Origin of the sequence: Hymenobacter sp. APR13, from assembly GCF_000737515.1 — a bacterium.
Taxonomy (GTDB): domain Bacteria; phylum Bacteroidota; class Bacteroidia; order Cytophagales; family Hymenobacteraceae; genus Hymenobacter.
Map to the genome: position 1 here is coordinate 2560283 of NZ_CP006587.1, position 22349 is coordinate 2582631.

Below are 22349 nucleotides of genomic sequence, written 5' to 3' on the forward strand. Positions count from 1 at the left end.
AGGCTTTAGCCTGTACCCCGCCACCCCCGGCCCGCCCGGATCTACTTCGCTCCGAAAACGGCTACTACCTCAATCTGGCCGATAATGTGGCGGTTGAACTCGGCCAGCTCCTCGGCGGGCACCCACAGCTCGTTGTGCTCCCGCAGTCCCACGTTCTGCACCGGGAAGGTGGCGGCGTACTCGGCCTCCACGGCGAAGCGCAGCACGTAGCCCACGCCGTAGTAGGGCACGTTCCAGTCGCGGGCAATGCGGGTGGCGTACTCTTCATTTAGCACCGGATAGAAAATCGGCTGCTCCGGCAGGCGCGGCGGAAACTCCAGCCACCCCGAAGCCGCAATCAAATCCAGCTCCTGCTGATTGACGGGACGGTACAGCAGCAGGGCTTCGGGTTCGTGACGCATGGAGTGTGGTGATGAGTTGATGGTGTAAAAGAACGTCATTCCGAGCGAAGGCGGAGCCGGAGCCGAGGAATCTCGTTAGTGGATGATGCTCTGTTGCTCTCTATCGATTAAAACTCGTGCAGGCGCTGGGCGATGTTCCAGCGCAAGCCCAGCGAAGCCAGGGCGGTGGTGCCGGCGGTGGCGTAGGGCACGGCCTGGTCGAGGGTGCGGTTGCGCACTATGAGCTTGCCGTCGAGCCAGAGGTTGTGGGCCGCCTGCCAGGTGCCGGTCAGGTCGCCGTGGAACAGGTATGACGTGGCGCCGTCGCCGACGCGGAAGCCGAACTCCCGGATGTTGCCGTTGGCTTCCAGCGGGCGGTTGGTGTAGGGCAGGTTGGGGTTGCCGCCGAAGTTCTGGCCCAGCGGGTCGAGGCCCTGCTTCACGTAGAAGCCTTTGGCCACCACGTTCAGGCGCGGTAGCGGCTGGTAGCTCACAATCCCAATCAGCTCCCAGAAGTTGGCGCCCATGGGGTGCGCCAGCGGCTGCTGGTAGTGCTGGTAGTTGCGGTATTTGTCTTCGTGCTGGTAGAGGTAGGGGCGGATGTAGTTGAACTCGCCCTGCACGTCCAGGGTGCGGATGCCGGCCACGTTCACGTATTTGGCGCCCAGCTGAATGCCCTGCTTGTTGGCCCACCAGCCGTTGCCGCTCCGGATCTGGCTCAGCACAAACTCATCGAGCACCACCTGGCCGTAGAGCTGCAGCTGCTGCTTCACGTTCCACTTGAAATCCAGGCCCAGCAACGCGTTGTCCTCGGAGCCCACGCCCTGCTCCACGGCGCGGTAGAAGATGATGGGGTTCAGGTACTGCAGCTCGAAGCCACGGCGGCGCTGGCGGGTCTGGTATACAGGAGGGTTGGCTCCAGGTGGGGATATTATGTCCTGTACTTCCTCGTAGCCGCTAAACACCACGCTTTCAAACACGCCGATGTTCAGGTTGGGCCGCACATCGAGGCTGAGGTGATGCATGGCCAGATACTTGCGCTCGTAGGAGTCGTCTACATTAGGCGCGTCGGATACCATCTGCGCAAACAGGTTCTGGTAGTTGAACTTCCAGATGCGCGTGTTCAGCTTCAGGAACAGATACGGCGCCGAGTAGTCCGACATAATCAGGCTGCGGTAGCCGTTGCCAATCTGGTTCCGGTCGTGGCCCAGCTGGATATTGACGTGGCGGCCGGCGGCATACGTGAGGTAGCCCCGCGCCGAGAGGTAGTCGTACTGGCTAGGCGTGTTCTTGAACGGCTTCCAGAAGCCCTCGTGCGGCACGGCCAGGTCGCGCTCCACGCGCTGCTGCACGTATTCGGGCACGGCCATCTGGTTGTCGGCCAGGAAGGTGTAGAAGCCCAGGCGCTTATCAATGGTGCCTTCCAGCTGAATGCCGCGGGTGTTCTGAAACGCGTAGCTCTTGGAGCCGTCGGAGTTGCCGAGGCTCAGGCCCGCCACCGGGTTCACGCGCAGCGTGAAATCGGGCGTGGCGACGCTGTAGAGGTCGGAGTGGCGCTCGTAGAAATACTTCAGCCGCGGCTGGGCGCGCCGGTTTACGGCGGTGGCGCGGGAGGTGTAGTTCCAGTTGTCGCGCAGCAGGTACTCGGCATTGAACCGGTCCTGGGCCGAGAGGTTGGCGCTGTCGGCCAGCATCCGCTCGGCCAGGCGCGCCACGGCCGCCCGCGGGTAGGGCCGCACGGACGTATGCAGCTGGTAGATAGAGTCGGTGCCGTAGAGAATGGCGTACCGGTCAATCATGCGGTACACGTCGGCATCGAGCGGCACGGTAGTAGAGCCCTGCGTATAGTTGGGCGATAGTGCGAGGTTGTCGGGCGCGGGCGGCGGCGGAACCGGGCCATCGAACTGCAGCGACATACTTTGGCTGAAGGCTGCCTGCTGCAGCAAGGCGCTCAGGGCCAGAAGGAGGATAGGTTTTTTCATAAGAGGTAGGCCGCATACGCAAATCCGGCAGCCAAGTCGCAAACCTACGCAGTTGGCGCAACAGTCGGACGCCGACGGCACTGGCTGCGAGGGAAGTGTGCCCCTCTAAACGTGCCGCCGTGGCCGGCATTGCCCGGGTGGATTGCCACCCAAGGCCCGGCGCGTGTACCTTTGGCGCGTGCCCCTGCTGCTGCTCCGCCATCCTCAACTCGACCTTCCTGCCTGGGATGCCTGCGTGGCCCGGGCCAGCCAGCCGATGCCCTACGCGCAAAGCGGCTGGCTAACGGCCACCGCCGGCCGCTGGGATGCCGTAGTGGAAACCGGCCCCGCCGGCGACTACCTGAGCGTGCTGCCGCTGCCCGTGCAGCGCCGTCCCTGGGGCCGCGCCCTCTACCAGCCGGCCTTCACTCAGCAGCTCGGCTTGCTCACCACCGCCGCCAGCCGCCACCGCGAGCTGCTCGACTACCTGCCGCTGCTGCCCGGGCACTACGCCCAGGGCTACCTGCAGCTGCACACCGGCCAGCAGCTGGCCGCCGCGCCATCCGGGTTCCAGCTCACTGAGCGGCTCACCTACCATCTGCCGCTGGCTCCCAGCTACGCCACGCTGCTGGCCGGCTACGCCGCCGACTACCGCCGCCGCCTGCGCCTCAACGGCCAGCTAGCCGCGCCGCTGATGGTGGCGCCGCTGCCCGATATCCGCGAAATGCTGACTCTGTTCCGGCAGCACAGCGGCGAGGCGGCCGGCCTCAAGCCCAAACACTACCGGCAGCTACAAGCTCTGTATGCCTTTCTGCAGCCGTTGGGCCAGGCCCTGCCGCTGCAGGTGCGCCACCCCGAAACCGGCGAGTTGCTGGCGGCGGCCCTGTTTGTGCGCTACCGCACGCAGCTGGTGTACCTGTTTGCGGCAGCCTCGCCGGCTGGCCGCAAAGCCGGCGCCCCGCTGCTGCTGCTCGACTACGTGATTCAGCAGCACGCCGTCACGCCTGGGCTGGTGCTCGACTTCGAGGGCGGCATGATACCGTCTATTGCCCGTTTTTTCGCCAATTTCGGGGCCACGCCCGTTCCCTACGTGGCCCTTTCCTTCACCTCCCAACGCCCCTGGTACCTGCAATGGATGCGCTGACCTCTCTCCCGGCCGATGCCGCCGCCGCCGACAAACCTCGGGTGCACGTAGTGTGCGCCGAGCCGTCCATCGCCAACCACTTTCTGGCCGAGCTGCGCGACGTGGACGTGCAGCGCGACTCGCTGCGCTTCCGCCGCAACCTGCAGCGCCTCGGCGAAATCATTGCCTACCGCATCAGCTCCCAGCTCAGCTACGTGGAGAAAACCGTGAAAACGCCACTGGCCGAAGCCAAAAGCCTGCAGCTGCACGACTTCCCGGTGCTGGCCACGGTGCTGCGCGCCGGCCTGCCGTTTCACCAGGGCTTCCTTAATTATTTCGACCAGTCGCCGAGCGCCTTTGCGGCCGCCTACCGAATCGAGGGCACCTCGCAGGTGCAGGTGCAGGTCGATTACCTGTCGGCGCCCAGCCTCGATGAGCGGGTGCTGATTCTGGTGGACCCCATGCTGGCCTCGGGCAAGAGCCTGGTACAAACCTACCGGGCCATGCTGCGCTTCGGCACGCCGCGCCAGGTGCACATTGCCGCCGTCATTGCCTCGCCCGATGGTGTAGCCTACGTGACGCGCGAAATCCCGGAAGCCACCCTCTGGGTAGCCGCCATCGACGAAAAGCTCAACGAGCAGGCCTACATCGTGCCCGGCCTCGGCGACGCCGGCGACCTGTCGTACGGCAGCAAGCTGTAACTTCTTGCCCCAGCCATACGGAACGCATTCCAGCGTTTCTTCCTTAAATGATAACGCACCTCTTCCCGAAGTTCGTCGTATTTTTAGGATTCGCTTCCTGCTTGTGTTCCTTGCTGCCGTGCTGCCTCAATTGCTTAAATACGCTTCCGTTTTCCTGCTGGGCATGGTTAAGTTCGTGGCAGCCCCGGTGGCCGGCGTGGCGGCCGGCGTGCCAGTTCCGCTGATCTGGCTGCTGTCGGTGGCGGGCATGATGACGACGGTGCTGCTGATTTCCAGCGTGGGCAAAATGTGGGCCCTGCACCAACGGCGGCGGCGCGAGGCCAAGGGCAAGCCGCTGTTCAGCCGCAAAAGCCGCCGCATCGTGGGGATTTTCCGGCGGTTTGGCATGGCGGGCATTGCCTTTCTCACGCCTATTCTGTTCAGCCCTATCGGGGGCACCGTCATTGCCACGCAGCTCCACGTGCCGCGCCTGCGCATCATGCTGCACATGTTCTGGAGCGCCGTGCTGTGGGGCGCGGCCTTCACGCTGCTGGCTGTCAAGTTCAGCCACCTGCCCATCTTCGACCATTACCGCTAGGCTAGCCTTGCTGGCATTCCGCGCATCAAGCGCGCCGCGACTTTAAGCAGAAAGCCCTCCGGCACTAGGTTGTACCTAATGCCGGAGGGCTTTCTGATGGGGAAGTGAGTCCTAAGCGAGAAAGAAGCGTTGCTCCGTTCTCGCAACGGCAGGACTACTTGCGCTTGGTACGGGCTTTGGCGCGGGCGGCTTTCACGGCCTTTTTGCCGGGGCGCGAGTCGCTGCCTTTCGTGGAGTTGAACTTGCTGCCTTTGGTGCTGCGGTTGGGGCCGGCCACGAAGGGGCGGCCGGTGCGCTTATCAATCGTCACGCCGGGCTTGATCCACTCTTTACGCTCGTGGAAGGCTCCTTTGAACTCGGGGTCTTCGCGCTTGCGGCGCTCGTCCTTTTCGCGGTCCATGTCCTGCTGCTCCTCAAACATGGTGGGCATCACCTCCACTTCGGGCGGCAGTGGCACCAACGGAATTTCCTGCCGGATCAGCTCGGCAATCTTCTGCATGTGGTGCATTTCGGCCTCGTTAGCGAAGGTGATGGCCGCGCCCGTGTGCTGCGCCCGGCCCGTGCGCCCGATGCGGTGCACGTAGTCGTCGTAAATCAGCGGCACGTCGAAGTTGATGACGTGGCTTACCAACGGCACGTCGATGCCGCGGGCCGCTACGTCGGTGGCCACCAGAAAGCGGATGTCGCCGGCCTTGAAGGCCTCCATGGCGTTGATGCGCATGTTCTGGCCCTTGTTGCCGTGGATGGCGCGCACCTCGCCGTGGGCCTTGCGCGCCAGGAAGCTGGCCACGTTGTCGGCGTGCTCCTTGGTGCGCGTGAAAATCATCACGCGGTGAAAGGTGTCCCAGTCCAGAAACAGGTACTCCAGCAGGTTGATTTTGGTGAGCAGGTTGGGCACTTCGTAGAGCTCCTGCGTCACGGTCTGGGCCGAGGTGGCGGCGGGCGTCACCTCCACGCGCACCGGAAACTCCAGAAACTCCTCACTCAGCACCGACACCTTCTCGGGCATGGTGGCCGAAAACAGCACGTTCTGCCGCTTGGTGGGAATAACTTCCAGAATGCGCCGGATCTGGGGCATGAAGCCCATGTCCATCATCTTGTCGGCCTCATCCAGCACCAGCGTTTTCAGCTCCTTCAGCACCAGGTCGCCTTTGAGGTAGAGCTCCAGCAGACGGCCCGGCGTGGCAATCAGAATATCGACGCCGGCGGCAATGGTTTCAATCTGGGTTTTCGGGCCCAGGCCGCCGTAGATGGCGAAAATGCGCAGGTCGGTGTAGACGGCCAGCTTCTTGAGGTGGGTTTCCAGCTGCATGGCCAGCTCGCGCGTGGGGGCCAGCACCAGGGCCCGCGGGTGGGTGCCCTGGGCGTATTTCACCTTCATCAGCAGCGGCAAACCGAAGGCGGCGGTTTTGCCGGTGCCGGTCTGGGCAATGCCCAGGATATCGTGGCCGGCGAGCAGCAGCGGAATGGTTTGCGCCTGCACAGGCGTGGGCTCCGTGAAGCCCGCCTCGGCTACGGCCGTGAGTAGCTGCTTGTTGAGCTTGAAATCGGAAAAGGCGGGCACCTGCGGCGTATCGGACATGTCAAAAGGGTGTTGCAAGCCGCAAAGGTACGGGGAATATAGGCGGCGTTTTTCCGTGAACCGATAATCCACGGTCATCCTGAGCCTGCGAAGGACCTTATCACGCCCGAATAATAGGTCTGACAACCGCTTGCTCATTCGTAATAAGGTCCTTCGCTCTGCTCAGGATGACAGCAGGTTATCGTGCCATCCAGAAAAAAACTGCCATCAAAGTTTGCAAATGCACTTTCGTGCACTACTTTTGTTGCTCCAAAACAAACACGGTAGATATAGCTCAGCTGGTTAGAGCGTCGGATTGTGATTCCGAAGGTCGTGGGTTCGAGCCCCATTATTTACCCACTGCAAAAGCCTCTGACATTGCGTCAGAGGCTTTTTCTTTGTCTAATCAGGTAGTTACGCCGGGTGGGCAGGCGGCCGTAGGTGCAATAAATTCGGCGGTAGTGCGGAAGGATTTGGATATTTGCGGCGTTGCAAGGCAGAAGTCTCTTGTATGAATCACTTTTTTCCTCTCTGAATATGAGTCTGGTCGTAATCGGTACGGTGGCGTTCGACGCCCTGGAAACGCCTTTTGGCAAAACCGACAAAATCATTGGTGGCGCGGCTACCTACATTTCGCTGTCGGCGAGCTACTCCGTGAAGCCGGTGAAGCTGGTGGCCGTAGTTGGCGACGACTTCCCGCAATCCGACATCGACCTGCTCCAGCAGCACGGCGCCGACACCACCGGCCTGCAGATCAAGCAGGGTGAGAAATCGTTCTTCTGGTCGGGCAAGTATGCCAACGACCTGAACTCGCGCGAAACGCTGGTGACGGAACTGAACGTGCTGGCCGATTTCGACCCCATCCTGCCCGATTCCTATCAGGACTGCAAATACCTGATGCTGGGCAACCTCACGCCCCAGATTCAGCGCCTCGTGATTCAGCGCCTCGTCAACCGGCCCAAGCTCATCGTGATGGACACGATGAACTTCTGGATGGATATTGCGCTCGACGAGCTGAAAACGACCATCGAAATGGTGGACGTGCTCAGCATCAACGACGAGGAAGCCCGCCAGCTTTCGGGCCAGCACTCGCTGGTGAAGGCCGCCAAGATCATCCTGGAAATGGGCCCCAAGTACCTCATCATCAAGAAAGGCGAGCACGGCGCGCTGCTCTTCGATAAGAAGCAGATTTTCTTCGCCCCGGCCCTGCCGCTGGAGGAAGTATTCGACCCAACCGGCGCCGGCGACACCTTCGCGGGCGGCTTCATCGGCCACCTCGCCGCCACCGACGACATCAGCTTCGAGAACATGAAGCGCGCCGTGATTCACGGTTCGGCCATGGCCTCGTTCTGCGTGGAGAAGTTCGGCACCGAGCGGCTGCTGCACCTCACGCAGGAAGAAATTGAAGCCCGCGAGCAGCAGTTTGCCGATCTGGTAGCCGTAGCCCCGGCCGCCACGGTGGCTTCGTAGAGTAAAACGTCATTCCGAGCAGCGCGAGGAATCTCGTCAGAGTAGTAATTATACCATACTAGCGAGATTCCTCGCGCTGCTCGGAATGACGTTCTACTAGCTAAAAGCCTCAGCCCACACCGGCTGAGGCTTTTTCGTGCCCGAATTTTGCGCAACCCCACGGCCAGCGGCAGGGTAGAAGGAGTATTCATCCACCCGTAACCCCCCCACGGCCATGAGCATGAGCAAAAAAGAAACCGACCTGACCAACGATAAAACGTCCGTCAACCCGGCTGCCAATACCAAGAAAAAAAGCACGCAGGTGCAAAGCCCCAACACCACCGACGTATCGGCCCACGGTAACACCACCGATGGCAATTCGGCCGGCGAAGGCGTGAACAACATCCGCAGCAACCCACAGGGCAACAAGCCCATGTCGGTAGACGGCGGCGGCAAAGGCCCCGGCCGCCAGGGCGACTAGGCTGGTAGCACGCAGCAATAAAAAATGAGAGGTGAGATTTTCGTTCTGAAACCCAATCGGGCCGGCAGAACGAAAGTCTCACCTCTCACTTTTTATTGCTGATTTCCAGCCTACGGCACCACGGTCAGGCGCACCACGCGGGTGTCCACGTCGCCGTTGTCGAAGAAGTCCTGCTCGAACAGGATGGTTTTGTTGTCGAGCCAGCGCGGCTGGGTGCAGCCCCATTCAGTCTGGCGCTCCCACAGCAGGCGCAGCGTGCTGCCCTCCACCGACCACAGCTGCAGGCCGCTGGGCTCGTAGCGGGCCAGCACGTCGGAGTTGCCGCACACAAAGTGGCGGCCGTCTGGCGCTACGGCTGGGGCACTCCAGACGCGGGTGCGGCGGCCGGTGCGCTGGTCGACCAGCATGGAGTAGCCGCCCTCGTAGAGGTGCACGGCCACCAGCCACTGCCGGATGGCGGGCAGCGTGGCCAAGTACTCGTAGCTGATGTTGGTGTCGGGGTTGTCGGCGGGGTTGTTGCGAAGCTGAAGCGCCTTGGCTGCGGTGGGGTAGAGCCACAGCGCTTTGCCCAGGCGGCGCACACTCTTGCCGGCCGTGCGCAGGCGGTTGCGCTCCTCGGCCTCAAAATCGAAAGCTTCTTCTTCCTCCGCCGAAGCGGGCGGCACGGGCAGCCGGATGGGCTGGGGCAGCCGCTCATAAGTTCCCCGCGACGCCTGATGGATGGGCAGCACCCGGCCCGGCACCTGCACCAGCGTGTCGAGGTGGCCGAGGCGGTAGATGCGCGGCGGAATGGGGCGGGGCAGCCGCGCCACGGGCGCCGTCACGGGCACGCCGGGCTGGGCACGTTCGGCCGGGCCACGAAAAGAGCAACTCAATACAAGCACTGCCAGCGGCAAAACCACTACTAGTGCGCGAAGCCGGAACATGAGTCAGGAATTAGAGCTTAGTTGTGGGTGCATAGGGCGCTTCAGGGTTGGGTGCCCGGTACTTGGGAAATAGGTGCTGGCGCTACGTGATACGGCAAGCGGAAAAGGTGTCAGCAGGAAACCAACGCAGGCTGCCCGGCTGACCCGTGAGCCTGACGCGCTAGAAATCCTGTTTCAGCCAGCTGCGGAAGCTGGCCTGCTGCTCTGCCGTGGCGGCCGGCAGCTTTTCGATGGTAATCTTCTGCCAGAACCGCTCCCCGCTGCGGGCCGCCAGCGGCACCGTGAGCAGGCGGTTTTGGCGGAATACGCTAACCTCGTACGGATGTTCGCTGTCGGCGGAAAGCAGGCTCTGCAGGTTCATGTCCACGCGGCGCCCGTTCACGGCCACCAGCTCATCATCGACGGTGAAAGCCGCCGCTGCCGGCGAGCCGGGCAGGATATCCGTGACTTCGGTGCGCTCGTTGCGGGTCACGGTCCGGAAGCCAAACAAGCCCTCAGAGGCCGACATATTCTCGGTGATGCGCAGCGTGCAGCCCACAAAGGCCAGGGCCTTGTCGAGCGGCTCTTCCAGCGGGGCCGTGCCGTAGATGAACTTGTCGAAATAGGCCGTCATGTCGCGCCCGGCCACGTCCGTCACGATGCGCACGTAGTCGTCTTCGGTGTAGCCGATGCCGGTTTTGCCGAATTCCTCGTAGAGGCGGCGCATCACGTCGTCGAGGCTGCGCTGGTGCTGGGAGAGGCGGCGTAGCGTGAGGTCGAGCAGCAGCGCCACCAGCGCGCCCTTGTGGTACACCGATACCTTGCGGTCCGGAATGCCGGGCTTGTAGCCGTCCAGCCACAGGTCCATGCTGGCGTCGGCCAGGGAGAGGTGGTAGCGGCCGTAGTCGTCGTAGTGCTTGCGCAGCACCGTGTTCAGCTCCGCGAAATACTGCTCGGCGGAGCGCACCTGGGCCCGGGCCAGCAGGTACTCGCCGTAGTACGTCGTGACACCCTCGGCAATGAAGCAGGTGCGGAAGTAGTTTTCCTTGCTGTAGTCGTACGGCTGCATTTCAGCCGGCCGGATGCTCTTGATGTTCCAGGCGTGGAACAGCTCGTGGCAGCTCACGCCCAGCAGCTCCTTGTACAGCCCTTCGGTCATCAGCAGCTCGGCTGGGCCCAGCGTAATGACGGTGGAGTTAAGGTGCTCGACGCCGTGGTAGTGCTTGTAGGGCAGAATCTGGTTGAGGAAATGGTAGTCCTGGGCCGGAAAGGCGCCGAACAGGGCCAGCTGCTCCTGGCTGAAGGCCCGGAAATCGGCCACCAGCCGCTGCCAGTCCACGGGGCACTCGCCCTGAATCCAGATGTAGAAGGGGAGGCCCTGCACCTCGTAGTTGCGGTATTGCAGCGTGGGGCTGGCAATAAAGGGCGAGTCGGCGAGGTGGTCGAAGCTCTGGGCCTGCAGCACGTTGGGGCCGCTTTGCGGGAGGCCACAGGCCAGCTGCCAGCCCTCGGGCAGGTGCAGCTGCACCTGGCAGGGCTCGTGCTGGCGGCCTTCCACGTACATGAAGCCCTGCACGGGGTTCATGTACAGCTGGCTTTCGTCGAGCCAGGAGCCGCCGGCGTCCATCTGGTGGGCGTAGAAATTGTAGCTCACCCGCACGGTGCGGCCGGCGGCTTCGCGCACTTCCCACCGGTCTTTGGTGAGCTTGCGCGTGGGCAGCAGCTCGTGGCTGGCAGCATCCGAAACCTCTACCTGCTGAATTTTCTGGGCGAAATTCTGCAGCTCGTAGCGGCCCGGGCGCCACGCCGGCAGCTGCAGCTCCACCGTAGCGGGGCCGTCGGTGGGTACCTCAAACGTCATGTGCAGTTGCACGTAAAAGGTCAGCGGGTTCTCAAACGAGACGGAGTAGTGAATCATGGGTGCGCGGGGCGGAAAGGGCTGAAAACCCAGTACAAAGGTAGGGCTATCCGGCCGAAATAAGCGGATAAATAACAGGGTTTTCGGCCCTGAAAACCAGCCTTCAGGACACGCCAAGGCTCTGAACGGCGGGCAGATGCCGGCAACCGGCTGCGGAAAAAGGCGGCCGAGGCTTTGTTGTTTCCAACTCAACCGCTTACCTTTGCCGGCCCTACCTGTAATTGAGTCACCAGACATACCATGAAACGTACTTTTCAGCCCTCGCAGCGTAAGCGCCGCAACAAGCACGGGTTCCGCACCCGCATGGAATCCGCTAACGGCCGCAGCGTGCTGGCCCGCCGCCGTGCCAAAGGCCGCAAGCGCCTGACCGTATCCGACGAAGGCCGTCACAAGCGCTAGGCTGCTGCCAACTGCTGTGGCTGAGCTCCTTACCCCGCACCCGTTGCCGGAGGAGCGCTCCTATTCGTTTTCGAAAGAAGAACACCTGTGCCGAAAAAAACTCATTGATGAGCTTTTCGCACAGGGTTCTTCTTTTGGTTTATACCCCCTGCGGCTGGTGTGGCGGCCCGCCGAAACGCCTACCGCTACGCCCCCGCAGGTGCTGGTGAGCGTGAGCAAGCGCAATTTCAAGCGCGCCGTCGACCGCAACTACCTCAAGCGCCTCATGCGCGAGGCTTACCGCCTCAATAAGCACCGCCTCACGGAGGCTGCGGGCGGCCACGGCGTCGGGCTGCTGGCCATTATCTACACCGGGAAGGAAAAAAAGCCTTTCGCGCTGGTGGAAAAAAAATTAATTTCAGGGCTGGAGCGTTTGCTGACTGACGCAACCCCGCACGGCGCGCAGGCGTCTGCTGTGTAGGGTTGTTTTTCTGCTCCTTCCCCTGTCTATGCGCAACAAGTCTATTGTGGCCGGTGCCCTCCTGAGCGGGGCCGCGCTGTTGGTTTCCTTCCGCTCCGACAACGAACGGTACTTCGAAATCGCCAAGAACCTCGACATCTTCGCCACCCTGTTCAAGGAGGTGAATACCTATTATGTCGACGAGGTGCCGCCGGCCAAGCTGGTGAAGACGGGCATCGACGCCATGCTCAAGTCGCTGGACCCCTATACTAACTACATTCCCGAAGACGACATTGAGGACTTCCGGACCCTGACCACCGGCCAGTACGGCGGGATTGGGGCGGTAGTGGTGAAGCGCAACGGCAAAACCATCGTGCAGGCTGCCTACGAAGGCTATCCGGCCCAGAAGGCGGGTCTGCTGCCCGGCGACGAGATTCTGACCATCAACGGTGTCAATGTTGAGAAGAAGAACAACTCCGACATCAGCAAGCTGCTGAAGGGGCAGGCCAACTCGCTGGTGAAGCTGATGGTGACCCGCTATGGCCAGGACGCGCCGGTGGAAATCAACATCACGCGCGACAAGATTCAGGTGGACAACGTGCCGTACTACGGCATGCTCACCAACGATATCGGTTATTTCCAGTTGTCGGGCTTCACGGTGGATGCCGGCAAGGAAGTGCGCATGGCCCTCACCAAGCTCAAGGAGCAGGGGGCCAAGAAAATCGTGTTCGATATCCGCGACAACCCCGGCGGTTTGCTCAACGAGTCGGTGAACATCTCCAACCTGTTTGTGGACAAAGGGCTGGACATCGTGAGCACCAAGGGCAAGGTTTCCGATTGGAACAAGACCTATAAGGCGCTGGACATGCCGCTGGACACCCAGATTCCGGTGGTTATCATCACAAGCAGCCGGTCGGCGTCGGCGTCGGAAATCGTGTCGGGCGTGCTGCAGGACTACGACCGCGCCGTGGTGGTAGGGGAGCGGACGTTTGGCAAGGGCCTCGTGCAGGCAACCCGGCCGCTGAGCTACAACTCGCAGTTGAAGGTGACGACCGCCAAATACTACATCCCGAGCGGCCGCTGCATCCAGGAAATCGATTATGCTCATCGGGCGGATGATGGCACGCTGGGCAAAGTGCCCGACTCGTTGCGCACAGCCTTCAAAACGCAGGCCGGCCGCACCGTGTACGACGGCGGCGGTGTGGCGCCTGACGTGGAAGTGCAGGACCGCGAAATTGCCGACATCACGCGGGTGCTGCTGCAGAAAAGCTACCTCTTCGACTACGCCACCCGCTACCGCGCCGAGCACGCCACCATTGCGCCGGCCCGGCAGTTCAAGCTCTCGGATGCCGACTATGCCAAGTTCACGGACTACCTCAAGGGCAAGGATATCAGCTACAGCACCGACGCCGAGAAGGCCATCAACGACCTCACCAAAAAGGTGAAGGAAGAGAAGCACTACGACGACGTGAAAACCGAGCTGGAGGCCATGCGCCGCAAGGTGAGCACCAACAAAGGCAACGACCTGACCCGCTTCAAGCCGGAAATCAAGGACTTGCTGGAGCAGGAGATCGTGTCGCGCTACTACTTCCAGAAGGGCCAGATTGAAGCCACCTTCGACGACGACCCCAACATCCTGATGGCCATGAGCGTGCTCAACGACCCCAACCGCTACGCCGCCCTGCTCCGCCCCAACGGCCGCGCCGCCAGCGCCACCAAAGGAGCCGGCACTGCGAAGTAGTCAAGATTTGTAAAAGCAAAAGAGCAGATTCCACCAAGAATCTGCTCTTTTGCTTTTCTATGAAACTACACCGACTGTGCTTTGCTATGCTGCTCATGGCTGTTATAGCTTGTCAAAAAACTGAGCCGATTGCCGAGAACTTAGCAACACCTGCTAATGCGTGGATTGACACTGTTCGTTTCAACACTGAATTGACTGATGAGCAGCGTCGCCAAGTCTTTTATGTTCGGAATCATGAGGAGGATTATCTTACGATTCGGGACACTTCCCGGATAATGCTTCGCTTCTTCTGGAGCCGCTCATTTCATCCTTTTACAGTGGTCAGGCTTGAGAACCGGCCGGAATTCTACGATTCTGCAGGAGTCGTGAAGAAATATGAAGAATGGTTCGCCACGTACAAGCAGGATATCCGGCGTATAAACCACGACTGCCCTACCAGAAAGGATGACCGCTGCTATGGTAAAGTTTTGCCTTTCGTGCATCGGCAAGGGGTTGAAATTCTACCAGTGAACCAACGCCCTCCATTACTGGCTCTTTTAGACTCCATTGGCTTCTGGCAAATGCGCCCTGTCTACTCTGCTGGTGCTCACACCGACGGTTCCAATTGGACGTTGCAGGTGTACTACAAAGGGAAATACCATGAAGTATCGACAGATTTGCAGCGGCATCCAATTAAGCTAGTGTGTCTGCGGCTGCTGAAGCTCAGTAAATACCCTGCTAAACCCGACGAAATCTATTAATGCCTAGCCTCATCCTCTCTCTCGAAACGTCTTCCGCTGTTTGTTCTGTGGCTTTGCACCAGCTGGACGATGGCCGGCTGGTAGGGCAGTCGGAGCTGCGGCTGGAGAAGTCGCACTCCTCGCACCTGAGCGTACTCATCAGCCAGCTGCTGGAAAACACGCTGCACACCCTGGCTGACGTAGCGGCCGTGGCCGTAAGCGACGGGCCGGGCTCCTACACGGGGCTGCGGATTGGGGCTGCTGCCGCCAAGGGGCTGTGCTACGCGCTGGATATTCCGCTGCTGGCCGTGAGCACCCTGGCGGCGCTGGCCCGGCAGGTGGCCGCTGCCACCGTGCCCACCGAAGACCAGCTGCTGTGTCCCATGCTGGACGCGCGCCGTATGGAAGTCTACACCGCCCTCTACCGCCCCGATGGGGCCGAAGTGCTGGCCCCCACGCCGCTCATCCTCGATGAAACCGCGCTAACCGAACAAACCACCCACCACCGCGTGTTGTGCTTCGGAAACGGCGCGGTGAAATTCCGGCCGCTCGCGGAAGGCAACCCGAACGTGGCGTTTCTGACCGGCATCGAGCCTTCGGCAGTGGCTGTGGGTGCGCTGGCGGTGGAAGCCTACGCCCGGCAGGAGTCCCGCGACGTGGCGTATTACGAGCCGTTTTACCTGAAAGAGGTGTACACCACTACCCCGAAAAGCTGAGCTGCGCCGGCGCTAGTGCCGATAGCCCTGCCAGGTGCCGCCGTAGCGGTAGCCGGGCAGTGGTTTGGCCTTCAGGCAGCAGCTTTCGCAGACGAAAATCCAGCTTTTGCCTTCGGCCGGCGTTTGGATGCGGTATAGCGTGGTTGCCTCGGTCTGACAATGGGCGCAGATTTTTGTTTTCATGGTGAGGAGTCTGACCGGTCAACAACTTTTTGTGGTCGTTGCTTTGTTTGAAGTTTTGTTTCGCTTGTTTATCCTGCCTTTCTCATGGAACCGTTATTCGTCAACCGCGTCGCCAGCAGTGCCCTTACGGCGCTGAACCTGGAGGAACTGCTGCACCCCGGCGAGCGGGTCGTGTACGACATCAAGGACAACCTGTTTCACGGCCTGATGCTGCGCGAAAAGGATTTGCGCGAGTTCGTGAAAACCCACGACTGGAGCCAGTACGACGGCCAGAACGTGGCCATCATCTGCTCGGCCGATGCCATTGTGCCCACCTGGGCCTACATGCTGCTGGCCAGCAAGCTGCAGGGCCATGCCCACCGCTACGTGTTCGGGAGCCTGGAGGCGCTGGAGCAGGAGCTGTTTCAGGAAGCCATTGCCGGCATCAATGCCGAAGACTACCGCGACGCCAAAGTGGTGGTGAAGGGCTGCGGCGAGAAGCCCGTGCCGACTTACGCCTACGTGGCTATCATGCAGAAGCTGCTGCCCGTGGTGAGCAGCGTGATGTACGGCGAGCCGTGCAGCACCGTGCCGCTGTATAAAAAGCCGAAGGTTAGTGTAGCATAGGTTTTAGCCTGTGCTGGACCTCACCCCCCCGGCCCCCTCTTCAGAAGAGAGGAGGAGCCTGACGATTTGGTGTCCTATTTGAAGCCCGGTAGCGTTGCTGCCGGGCTTTTGCTTTTGGGCTGGTAGCTTACGCAGCGGCAGCAGGGGTTTGTGCATCTTTGGCCCACAACTTCTGCTCCGTATGCCCCAAGCCAGCCCCTACAAAATCAGCGTTCTGACCGGCATTTCCATTGTGGTGGCCAATATGGTGGGCACCGGCGTGTTTACCAGCCTGGGGTTTCAGGTGACGGATATCAAGAGCGGGTTTGCGCTGCTGATGCTGTGGGCTGTGGGCGGGCTGGTGGCCTTATGCGGGGCGCTGAGCTACGGCGAGCTGGCCACGGCCCTGCCCCGCTCGGGCGGCGAGTACCACTACCTGTCGCGCATCTACCACCCGGCAGTGGGCTTTCTGTCGGGCTGGGTATCGAGTACAGTGGGGTTTGCGGCGCCTACGGCGCTGGCGGCCATGGCGCTGGGTAAGTACGCCGGCAGCGTGTGGCCGGGGCTGCCGCCGCTGCTGCTGCCGGTGGGCGTGGTGCTGGCCCTCACGGCGGTACACGCCAGCAGCCGCCGTGCCGGCAGCCGTCTGCAGCTCGTCGTGACGGCCGTGAAGGTGCTGGTGCTGGTGGCGTTTGTGGGCGTGGGGCTGGTGGTGGCCGTGCCGCAGGGACTGTCGTTTGCGCCGTCGGCCGAGGCAGGACGCGAGCTGCTGAGTCCGGCGTTTGCGGTAGCGCTGGTGTACGTGTCGTATGCCTACTCGGGCTGGAACGCGGCCGTGTACGCCACCGGCGAGGTGCAGGAGCCGCAACGCACGCTGCCGCGCATCCTGCTCACGGGCACGGCGCTGGTGCTGGCCCTGTATGTGGCCCTGAACTTCGTTTTCCTGTACTCCACGCCCATCAGCAAGCTGGCCGGGCAGGCCGAAGTCGGCTTTATTGCGGGCACGGAGCTGTTTGGGCCGCTGGGCGGGCGGCTGATGGGCGGGCTGATTGCGGCCCTGCTGGTGTCCACCATCAGCGCCATGATTTTTGCCGGGCCGCGCATTGTGCAGGTGATGGGGGAAGATCTGCCGCCGCTGCGGCCGCTGGCGCAGCTGAGTGCGGCTGGCATTCCGGTGCGGGCCATGCTGCTGCAAACCGCCCTCACGCTGTTGTTCATCGTCACAGCCACCTTCGAGCAGGTGCTGCTGTACGCGGGCTTCGTGCTCAACCTGTTCACGTTCCTGACGGTGCTGGGGCTATTTGTGCTGCGCTGGCGCGAGCCGAATCTGCCGCGGCCCTACCGCGCCTGGGGCTACCCGGTCACGCCGCTGCTGTTCCTGGCCCTCAGCGCCTGGACGCTCTGGTTCATCATCCACGACAAGCCCACCGAGTCGCTCTACGGCCTGCTGACCGTGCTGGCGGGGCTGGTGCCCTACGCGCTGAGCCGGCGACGGTAAGCCGGCCCGCTGCCGGTCGGCCTCGTCACATCAGAAACGCCTATTCCCTGCCTTACCACATGGACATCACCCTCGCCACCCGCTGGCACCAGCTCACGGCCCCGCTACTGCCCGATGAAGCCGCCCGCACCGCCATGCTCACGCAGCTGACCAAGGCCTACGAGGCCCCGGGCCGTCACTACCACACGCTCACCCACATTCAGGCGCTGCTCGATGCCACTGACCAAGCCGCCGCCCAGCTGCAAGATTCGGTAGTAGTGCAACTGGCCGTGTGGTTTCACGATGCCGTGTACGAGGCGCTGCGCTCCGACAACGAAGCGAAGAGCGCCGAGCTGGCTCGCGAATTTCTGACAATAACCTCCCTTTCCGCCGAACGCCAGGCGCGGGTGGCCTTCCTGATTGAGCGCACGCACGACCACACCCAGCCCCAGCCGCCCGACGACCCGGACCTGCTGTTTTTCCTGGATGCCGATCTGGCCATCCTGGGTGCTTCCGAAGCCCGCTACCAGGAATATGCCCGGCAGGTGCGGCAGGAGTACCGCCTGGTGCCGGGCCTGCTCTACCGCCGTGGCCGCCGCAAGGTGCTGCAGAAGCTGCTGGAGGCGCCGGTGCTCTACCACACGCCCGGTTTTCGGGAGCAGCTCGATGCCGCCGCCCGCCGCAATCTGGCGCAGGAGCTGCGGACGTTGTAGGGGCTAGCAGTAGCGTTGTGGCACGCTCATCGGGCTATCGACTGCCGAGCAGGTAGCTTAGCTGCGCCTGAAACACTGAGTTGCGCGGGCCTTGCCGGGTAATGCGCACCAAATCATGGGTGTAGCGCACGCCCAGGCCCAATCCCATCGGCAGTTGATATCCCACGCCGGCTACCCCACCCGCCTGTAGGCGGTTAGCGCCTTCTGTATCGGTGAAGGTGCCGGTAGGACCTTCGTTGCGGACAGCCACCAGGTAGCTAATCTGTGGTCCTACCTCGAAGAACAAACCGCCTGCATTGATTCTGGCCAAAATGGGCAAATCCAGGTAGTGAAATCGGTCGGTATACGTGCCACTAGCATAGGTGATTTTTGAGCCTTTCTGTGAGTACAGGAGCTCGGGCTGTAGCATCAGAAACCCGTCGGAAGATAGCGGCACCTGGGCGAATACTCCCACAGCGGGTGCCCAACGGCGTTGTGGCCCCTCGTAGTTGGGCGACGTGACACCAGCATAGTTAACGCCTGCTTTTATACCCAACCGGACGTTTTGCGCACTGGCGGATATAAAAACAGTGCTTAGTAGGAAGGTAGCACCGGATAGGAATAGGTTTTTCATGGGCGGAAGATAGGATTCAGGGCTGTTTCCCTCCAATAATGAAGCGCCGGCCAACAGTGGTTCTCACTGCATGGGGCTGGCAACGCTGCGTCTGCAATTGTGTCTCTACGGCAATCTTTCAATTCGAATTGTAGCTTTGATGATGCACCAACTACGCTTTTTAGGGCTGCTGCTGGCCGTGTCGGCCCCGGCTCTGGCCCAAACGCCCGCCACGCCTTCCGCCGGACTGGCCCCGCTTACCGTCGAGAAAATCATGCGCGACCAGGCGCAGTGGTTGGGCACCGCGCCCTCCAACGTGTACTGGGGCGAGGACGGCCGCACCATCTACTTCAGCTGGAACCCCGAGAAAAACCGCCGTGACTCGCTGTACCAGGTGGCCGCCGGCAGCGCCGGAGCCCCGCGTAAGGTGAGTCCGCGCGAGCAGCGGGAGTTGCCCGCCAGCACCGGCGAGTACGACCAGGCCTACACCCGCAAGGTGTATGAGAAGGAAGGTGATATCTACCTGCTCGACCTGAAAACCCGCAAAGTGCGCCGCGTCACGAACACCGCCGAGCGCGAAACCGACCCTGCGTTTGCCATGCGCGGCCGCATGGTGAGCTACGTGCGCGCCCAGAACCTCTACACCTGGGACCCTGCCACCGGCGAAACCACCCAGCGCACCGACTTCCGCAAGGGCAGCAAGCCAGCCAACGGCCAGCCCACCGACAAGTCGGAGCGGTTCCTGCGGGCCCAGCAGCTGGCGCTGTTCGACGTAATCCGGCAGAAAGACCAGGACCGCCTGGCCCGCGAGCGGCAGCAGAAGGCCCTGGCCCGTCTGCGCCCCAAAGCCATCTGGATTGGCCAGCAGGCCATCGACAACCTGCAGCTCAGCCCCGATGGCCGCTACGTGACCTACACGCTGGTGCAGGAGCCGGCCGCCGAAAAGGTGGCGCTGGTGCCCAGCTTCGTCACGGCTTCCGGCTTTACCGAAGACATCAGCACCCGCACCAAGGTGGGCGCGCCCCAGACGGCCTACGAACTGGGCGTCTACGACCTGGCCCGCGATACCACCTTCGTGCTCGGCTACCGCGAGCTAAAAGGCCTCGACGAGCAGCCCGCCTACCGCAAAGAGTACCAGCTGCCCGCCAAGGCCCCCATGCCCGCCGACTCGGCCAAGGCGGCCGCTACCAAAGCCAGCCAGCCCAAGCCCGCCACCGAGCTGCGCCGCGTGCAGCCGTTCGGGCCCTTCTGGTCGGAGGACGGGCAGCGGGCGTTTCTGGTGGTGCGCTCCGCCGACAACAAGGACCGCTGGATTGTGGCCCTGGATCCGGTCAGCCAGAAAATCAAGCTCCTGGACCGGCAGCGCGACGAAGCCTGGATAAACGGCCCTGGCATCGGGTACGGAGCCGGCAACGTGGGCTGGATGCCCGACAACCGCCGCATCTGGTTCCAGAGCGAAGAAACCGGCTACTCGCACCTCTACACCGTGGATGTGACTTCGGGCCAGAAAAAGGCCCTGACCAGCGGCAAGTTTGAGGTGCAGAAAGCCGAACTCAGCCGCGACAAAAAGACGTGGTACCTCACGGCCAATGCCACGCACCCCGGCGTGCAGCACTTCTACCACCTGCCGCTGGAAGGCGGCGCGCTCCGCCAAATCACCACCCGCGACGGCGCCAACGAGGCCACTGTTTCGCCGGATGGCCGGCAGCTGGCCGTGCGCCACAGCTACACCAACAAGCCCTGGGAGCTGTATCTGATGGACAACAAGCCCGGCGCCAAAATGCGCCAGCTCACCCACAGCACCACGGCCGAGTTCGAGAGCTACGCCTGGCGCGACCCCGAAATCATCACCATCAAGGCCCGCGACGGCGCCGACGTGTACGCCCGCCTCTACCGCCCCGCCAACCCCACCGCCCAGGGCCCGGCCGTGATATTCGTGCACGGCGCCGGTTACCTGCAGAACGCCCACAAGTGGTGGAGCCAATACTCACGCGAGTACATGTTCCACAATCTGCTGGTGGATAAAGGCTACACGGTGCTCGACATCGACTACCGCGGCTCGGCCGGCTACGGCCGCGACGTGCGCACCGGCATCTACCGCTACATGGGCGGCAAAGACCTCACCGACCACGTCGACGGGGCCAAATTACTAGCCGAGAAATATGGCGTTAGTGCCCAGCGCATCGGTATCTACGGCGGCAGCTACGGTGGCTTCATCACGCTCATGGCCATGTTCACCCAGCCCGACGTGTTCCGGGCCGGCGCCGCCCTACGTTCCGTCACGGACTGGGCCCACTACAACCATGGCTACACCGACAACATCCTCAACGAACCCTACAACGACTCCGTCGCCTACGCCCGCTCGTCGCCGATTTACTACGCTAACGGCCTGAAAGGTGCCCTGCTTATGTGCCATGGCATGGTCGACACCAACGTGCACTTCCAGGACATCGTGCGCCTCTCGCAGCGCCTCATCGAGCTGAAAAAGGAGAACTGGGAGCTGGCCGTGTACCCCGTCGAAGACCACGGCTTCGTGGAGCCCTCTTCCTGGACCGACGAATACAAGCGCATCCTGAAGCTATTCGAAACCAACCTGAAGCCCGGCAGCCCGGCCACAGGCGGCGCCAGTAGCGGCGGCAACTAAGCTGCTCGCCTGACAGCAAAAGGCCCTTGCCGCACCATGCGGCAAGGGCCTTTTGCTGAAGTATCGTGGTGTTTTTTGAACCGTCTACAGCCGCTTGGTCAACGACAAACCCGAATAGGAGTAGCCATTCACGTTGAGGCCCTGCACCGGGCTGATGCTGTATGAGTTGCCGGTTTTCTTGTGCAGTTGCGGCACCAGAATGCCCGCCGTGGCACCTACTGCCAGCCCCACAATATTGTCGGAGAGGAAGTGCTTGCCGGCTTCCAGACGCGTGTAGGCCTCTGCCACCGACACTACGCCAGCCGCCGTCCAGATGAACGGTCTGGCTTTTGAATCGGGGTGGAAGTCGTGGTAGACTTTGGCGGCGAAGAATGTAGCGGCGGCCGTGTGGGCCGTGTGGCCGGCAAAAAACGAGTTGGTGGCAATCTTGCTGTTGCGGCTGCCACCGCCTTCGGTGCCGTACAGAAACGGCCGGTAGCGCGTCACGTTGCCGATGGTCATGGTGAACGTGGCATCGGCCGCCAGCATGCTCTGGAAATACAGCCCCAGCACCTGTCCGTAGCGGCCGCGCACATCCTGGTCCAGGGCCAGCAAGCCCGGCGCAATCAGCAACGACGGATACACAATCAGGTCACCGGCCGTCTGGGCGGTTTCGCTGTAATAGCCCGCCGAAAACCGGTCGAACTTCGGAATATCGTTCTTATTGAGGGCCGCCAGCTGCTCATTGGTCAGGCCGTCTTTCTTTTGCACCAGCAGCAGCCCGGCCACGCTGAGGGCTGCCAAGCCGCCCGTGATGGGCGCGTCGACGGCAAAGCGGGTCTGGTATGGAGAGCGGGCTTTTTGGGCTTGCGCGTGTTGTGGCACGTTTACGGCGAGCAGGCTGGTGGCCAGTGCCAGAGAGGAGAGTTTCTTCATTGTAAAAGTGAATAGAGGAGAGTAGCGCTACAACGGAAAACGTATTGCCGAGGTTAGCCGGGCGGCCAGCAGCATCTGTATGAGTCTTGCCAATCGGATAGTCCTCAACTCCCAACTAAATAGTAGCTTTGTAGCCCTGCTCCAACCGCAGGGCAGGGGCTGCCGGCCCC

The 22349-nt window shown here is 62.0% G+C and carries 22 protein-coding genes and 1 tRNA gene; 15 read left to right on the forward strand and 8 right to left on the reverse strand.

Annotation, left to right across the window (positions count from 1 at the left end; genetic code table 11):
- Positions 1-41 precede the first annotated feature (41 nt).
- Together N008_RS10660 and N008_RS10665 are read right to left on the reverse strand one after the other, a co-directional pair.
- Complete coding sequence (locus N008_RS10660) at positions 42-401, reverse strand: hypothetical protein (RefSeq protein ID WP_044015875.1); 360 nt, start codon at positions 399-401, stop codon at positions 42-44.
- 107 nt (positions 402-508) lie between these two features.
- On the reverse strand, positions 509-2362 hold the full coding sequence (locus N008_RS10665) for a hypothetical protein (RefSeq protein WP_052381432.1): 1854 nt from the start codon (positions 2360-2362) through the stop codon (positions 509-511).
- A gap of 142 nt (positions 2363-2504) precedes the next feature.
- Here N008_RS10665 and N008_RS10670 point away from each other — a divergent pair, with 142 nt between their 5' ends.
- From N008_RS10670 to N008_RS10680, 3 genes are all read left to right on the forward strand, one after another.
- A complete protein-coding gene (locus N008_RS10670) occupies positions 2505-3485 on the forward strand; it encodes a GNAT family N-acetyltransferase (protein WP_044015876.1) in 981 nt (326 codons plus the stop codon).
- Positions 3473-4165: a uracil phosphoribosyltransferase gene (gene upp, locus N008_RS10675; protein WP_081910743.1), complete on the forward strand. Its 693-nt coding sequence runs from the start codon at positions 3473-3475 to the stop codon at positions 4163-4165. Before N008_RS10670 ends, upp begins: the two co-directional genes overlap by 13 nt.
- Before the next feature lie 103 nt (positions 4166-4268).
- Positions 4269-4742, forward strand: a complete 474-nt coding sequence (locus N008_RS10680; protein ID WP_156109223.1) for a hypothetical protein — start codon at positions 4269-4271, stop codon at positions 4740-4742.
- 154 nt (positions 4743-4896) lie between these two features.
- Here N008_RS10680 and N008_RS10685 read toward each other — a convergent pair whose 3' ends face one another.
- Positions 4897-6324 (reverse strand): DEAD/DEAH box helicase, encoded by a 1428-nt coding sequence (locus N008_RS10685; protein WP_044015878.1) that lies wholly within the window; start codon positions 6322-6324, stop codon positions 4897-4899.
- A 263-nt stretch (positions 6325-6587) separates the two neighbouring features.
- Here N008_RS10685 and N008_RS10690 point away from each other — a divergent pair.
- From N008_RS10690 to N008_RS10700, 3 genes are all read left to right on the forward strand, one after another.
- Positions 6588-6661 (forward strand) — tRNA-His (locus tag N008_RS10690).
- A gap of 179 nt (positions 6662-6840) precedes the next feature.
- Positions 6841-7773: a PfkB family carbohydrate kinase gene (locus tag N008_RS10695; protein ID WP_044015880.1), complete on the forward strand. Its 933-nt coding sequence runs from the start codon at positions 6841-6843 to the stop codon at positions 7771-7773.
- 220 nt (positions 7774-7993) lie between these two features.
- A complete protein-coding gene (locus tag N008_RS10700) occupies positions 7994-8233 on the forward strand; it encodes a hypothetical protein (RefSeq protein WP_044015882.1) in 240 nt (79 codons plus the stop codon).
- Between the two features lie 110 nt (positions 8234-8343).
- Here the strand turns inward: N008_RS10700 and N008_RS10705 are convergent, their stop codons facing one another.
- Together N008_RS10705 and N008_RS10710 are read right to left on the reverse strand one after the other, a co-directional pair.
- Complete coding sequence (locus N008_RS10705) at positions 8344-9117, reverse strand: hypothetical protein (protein WP_156109225.1); 774 nt, start codon at positions 9115-9117, stop codon at positions 8344-8346.
- A 202-nt stretch (positions 9118-9319) separates the two neighbouring features.
- Positions 9320-11056 carry a M61 family metallopeptidase gene (locus N008_RS10710; protein ID WP_044015886.1) on the reverse strand — a complete coding sequence of 579 codons (1737 nt, stop codon included), beginning with the start codon at positions 11054-11056 and terminating at the stop codon, positions 9320-9322.
- Between the two features lie 240 nt (positions 11057-11296).
- Here N008_RS10710 and rpmH point away from each other — a divergent pair, with 240 nt between their 5' ends.
- The 5 genes from rpmH to tsaB are packed head-to-tail and all read left to right on the forward strand — an operon-like array spanning position 11297 to position 15070.
- Complete coding sequence (gene rpmH / locus N008_RS10715; protein WP_044015888.1) at positions 11297-11455, forward strand: 50S ribosomal protein L34; 159 nt, start codon at positions 11297-11299, stop codon at positions 11453-11455.
- Between the two features lie 16 nt (positions 11456-11471).
- Positions 11472-11915, forward strand: coding sequence for a ribonuclease P protein component (rnpA, locus tag N008_RS10720; protein WP_231569683.1), 444 nt, complete (start codon positions 11472-11474; stop codon positions 11913-11915).
- Between the two features lie 28 nt (positions 11916-11943).
- Positions 11944-13635, forward strand: coding sequence for a S41 family peptidase (locus tag N008_RS10725; RefSeq protein ID WP_052381434.1), 1692 nt, complete (start codon positions 11944-11946; stop codon positions 13633-13635).
- A gap of 59 nt (positions 13636-13694) precedes the next feature.
- Positions 13695-14375 carry a hypothetical protein gene (locus tag N008_RS10730; protein ID WP_156109227.1) on the forward strand — a complete coding sequence of 227 codons (681 nt, stop codon included), beginning with the start codon at positions 13695-13697 and terminating at the stop codon, positions 14373-14375.
- The gene (gene tsaB / locus N008_RS10735) at positions 14375-15070 is read left to right on the forward strand and encodes a tRNA (adenosine(37)-N6)-threonylcarbamoyltransferase complex dimerization subunit type 1 TsaB (protein WP_044015894.1); all 696 of its coding nucleotides are present in this window, start codon (positions 14375-14377) and stop codon (positions 15068-15070) included. Before N008_RS10730 ends, tsaB begins: the two co-directional genes overlap by 1 nt.
- 12 nt (positions 15071-15082) lie before the next feature.
- Here the strand turns inward: tsaB and N008_RS23565 are convergent, their stop codons facing one another.
- Positions 15083-15253, reverse strand: coding sequence for a hypothetical protein (locus N008_RS23565; RefSeq protein WP_197062837.1), 171 nt, complete (start codon positions 15251-15253; stop codon positions 15083-15085).
- An 84-nt stretch (positions 15254-15337) separates the two neighbouring features.
- Here N008_RS23565 and N008_RS10740 point away from each other — a divergent pair, with 84 nt between their 5' ends.
- The 3 genes from N008_RS10740 (at position 15338) to N008_RS10750 (ending at position 18028) form a co-directional block, all read left to right on the forward strand.
- On the forward strand, positions 15338-15859 hold the full coding sequence (locus N008_RS10740) for a DUF2480 family protein (RefSeq protein WP_044015897.1): 522 nt from the start codon (positions 15338-15340) through the stop codon (positions 15857-15859).
- 181 nt (positions 15860-16040) lie between these two features.
- Positions 16041-17336 (forward strand): APC family permease, encoded by a 1296-nt coding sequence (locus tag N008_RS10745; protein ID WP_044015899.1) that lies wholly within the window; start codon positions 16041-16043, stop codon positions 17334-17336.
- A gap of 59 nt (positions 17337-17395) precedes the next feature.
- Positions 17396-18028 (forward strand): hypothetical protein, encoded by a 633-nt coding sequence (locus N008_RS10750; RefSeq protein ID WP_044015901.1) that lies wholly within the window; start codon positions 17396-17398, stop codon positions 18026-18028.
- Positions 18029-18062: 34 nt separating this feature from the next.
- Here the strand turns inward: N008_RS10750 and N008_RS10755 are convergent, their stop codons facing one another.
- Positions 18063-18641 (reverse strand): porin family protein, encoded by a 579-nt coding sequence (locus N008_RS10755; protein ID WP_052381435.1) that lies wholly within the window; start codon positions 18639-18641, stop codon positions 18063-18065.
- A gap of 142 nt (positions 18642-18783) precedes the next feature.
- On the opposite strand from N008_RS10755, the gene N008_RS10760 reads away from it, so the two are divergent.
- Complete coding sequence (locus N008_RS10760) at positions 18784-21264, forward strand: prolyl oligopeptidase family serine peptidase (protein WP_052381864.1); 2481 nt, start codon at positions 18784-18786, stop codon at positions 21262-21264.
- A gap of 84 nt (positions 21265-21348) precedes the next feature.
- On the opposite strand, the gene N008_RS10765 is transcribed toward N008_RS10760, so the two are convergent.
- Positions 21349-22179 (reverse strand): phosphatase PAP2 family protein, encoded by an 831-nt coding sequence (locus N008_RS10765; RefSeq protein ID WP_044015905.1) that lies wholly within the window; start codon positions 22177-22179, stop codon positions 21349-21351.
- Positions 22180-22349 lie beyond the last annotated feature (170 nt).

What these genes read in the sequence shown, in the direction of transcription:
- N008_RS10660 (WP_044015875.1), bottom strand. Translation starts at nt 401, where the DNA reads ATGCGTCACGAACCCGAAGCCCTGCTGCTGTACCGTCCCGTCAATCAG.
- N008_RS10665 (WP_052381432.1), bottom strand. Translation starts at nt 2,362, where the DNA reads ATGAAAAAACCTATCCTCCTTCTGGCCCTGAGCGCCTTGCTGCAGCAG.
- upp (WP_081910743.1), top strand. Translation starts at nt 3,473, where the DNA reads ATGGATGCGCTGACCTCTCTCCCGGCCGATGCCGCCGCCGCCGACAAA.
- N008_RS10685 (WP_044015878.1), bottom strand. Translation starts at nt 6,324, where the DNA reads ATGTCCGATACGCCGCAGGTGCCCGCCTTTTCCGATTTCAAGCTCAAC.
- N008_RS10695 (WP_044015880.1), top strand. Translation starts at nt 6,841, where the DNA reads ATGAGTCTGGTCGTAATCGGTACGGTGGCGTTCGACGCCCTGGAAACG.
- N008_RS10700 (WP_044015882.1), top strand. Translation starts at nt 7,994, where the DNA reads ATGAGCAAAAAAGAAACCGACCTGACCAACGATAAAACGTCCGTCAAC.
- N008_RS10710 (WP_044015886.1), bottom strand. Translation starts at nt 11,056, where the DNA reads ATGATTCACTACTCCGTCTCGTTTGAGAACCCGCTGACCTTTTACGTG.
- rpmH (WP_044015888.1), top strand. Translation starts at nt 11,297, where the DNA reads ATGAAACGTACTTTTCAGCCCTCGCAGCGTAAGCGCCGCAACAAGCAC.
- N008_RS10725 (WP_052381434.1), top strand. Translation starts at nt 11,944, where the DNA reads ATGCGCAACAAGTCTATTGTGGCCGGTGCCCTCCTGAGCGGGGCCGCG.
- N008_RS10730 (WP_156109227.1), top strand. Translation starts at nt 13,695, where the DNA reads ATGAAACTACACCGACTGTGCTTTGCTATGCTGCTCATGGCTGTTATA.
- tsaB (WP_044015894.1), top strand. Translation starts at nt 14,375, where the DNA reads ATGCCTAGCCTCATCCTCTCTCTCGAAACGTCTTCCGCTGTTTGTTCT.
- N008_RS23565 (WP_197062837.1), bottom strand. Translation starts at nt 15,253, where the DNA reads ATGAAAACAAAAATCTGCGCCCATTGTCAGACCGAGGCAACCACGCTA.
- N008_RS10740 (WP_044015897.1), top strand. Translation starts at nt 15,338, where the DNA reads ATGGAACCGTTATTCGTCAACCGCGTCGCCAGCAGTGCCCTTACGGCG.
- N008_RS10745 (WP_044015899.1), top strand. Translation starts at nt 16,041, where the DNA reads ATGCCCCAAGCCAGCCCCTACAAAATCAGCGTTCTGACCGGCATTTCC.
- N008_RS10750 (WP_044015901.1), top strand. Translation starts at nt 17,396, where the DNA reads ATGGACATCACCCTCGCCACCCGCTGGCACCAGCTCACGGCCCCGCTA.
- N008_RS10755 (WP_052381435.1), bottom strand. Translation starts at nt 18,641, where the DNA reads ATGAAAAACCTATTCCTATCCGGTGCTACCTTCCTACTAAGCACTGTT.
- N008_RS10760 (WP_052381864.1), top strand. Translation starts at nt 18,784, where the DNA reads ATGCACCAACTACGCTTTTTAGGGCTGCTGCTGGCCGTGTCGGCCCCG.
- N008_RS10765 (WP_044015905.1), bottom strand. Translation starts at nt 22,179, where the DNA reads ATGAAGAAACTCTCCTCTCTGGCACTGGCCACCAGCCTGCTCGCCGTA.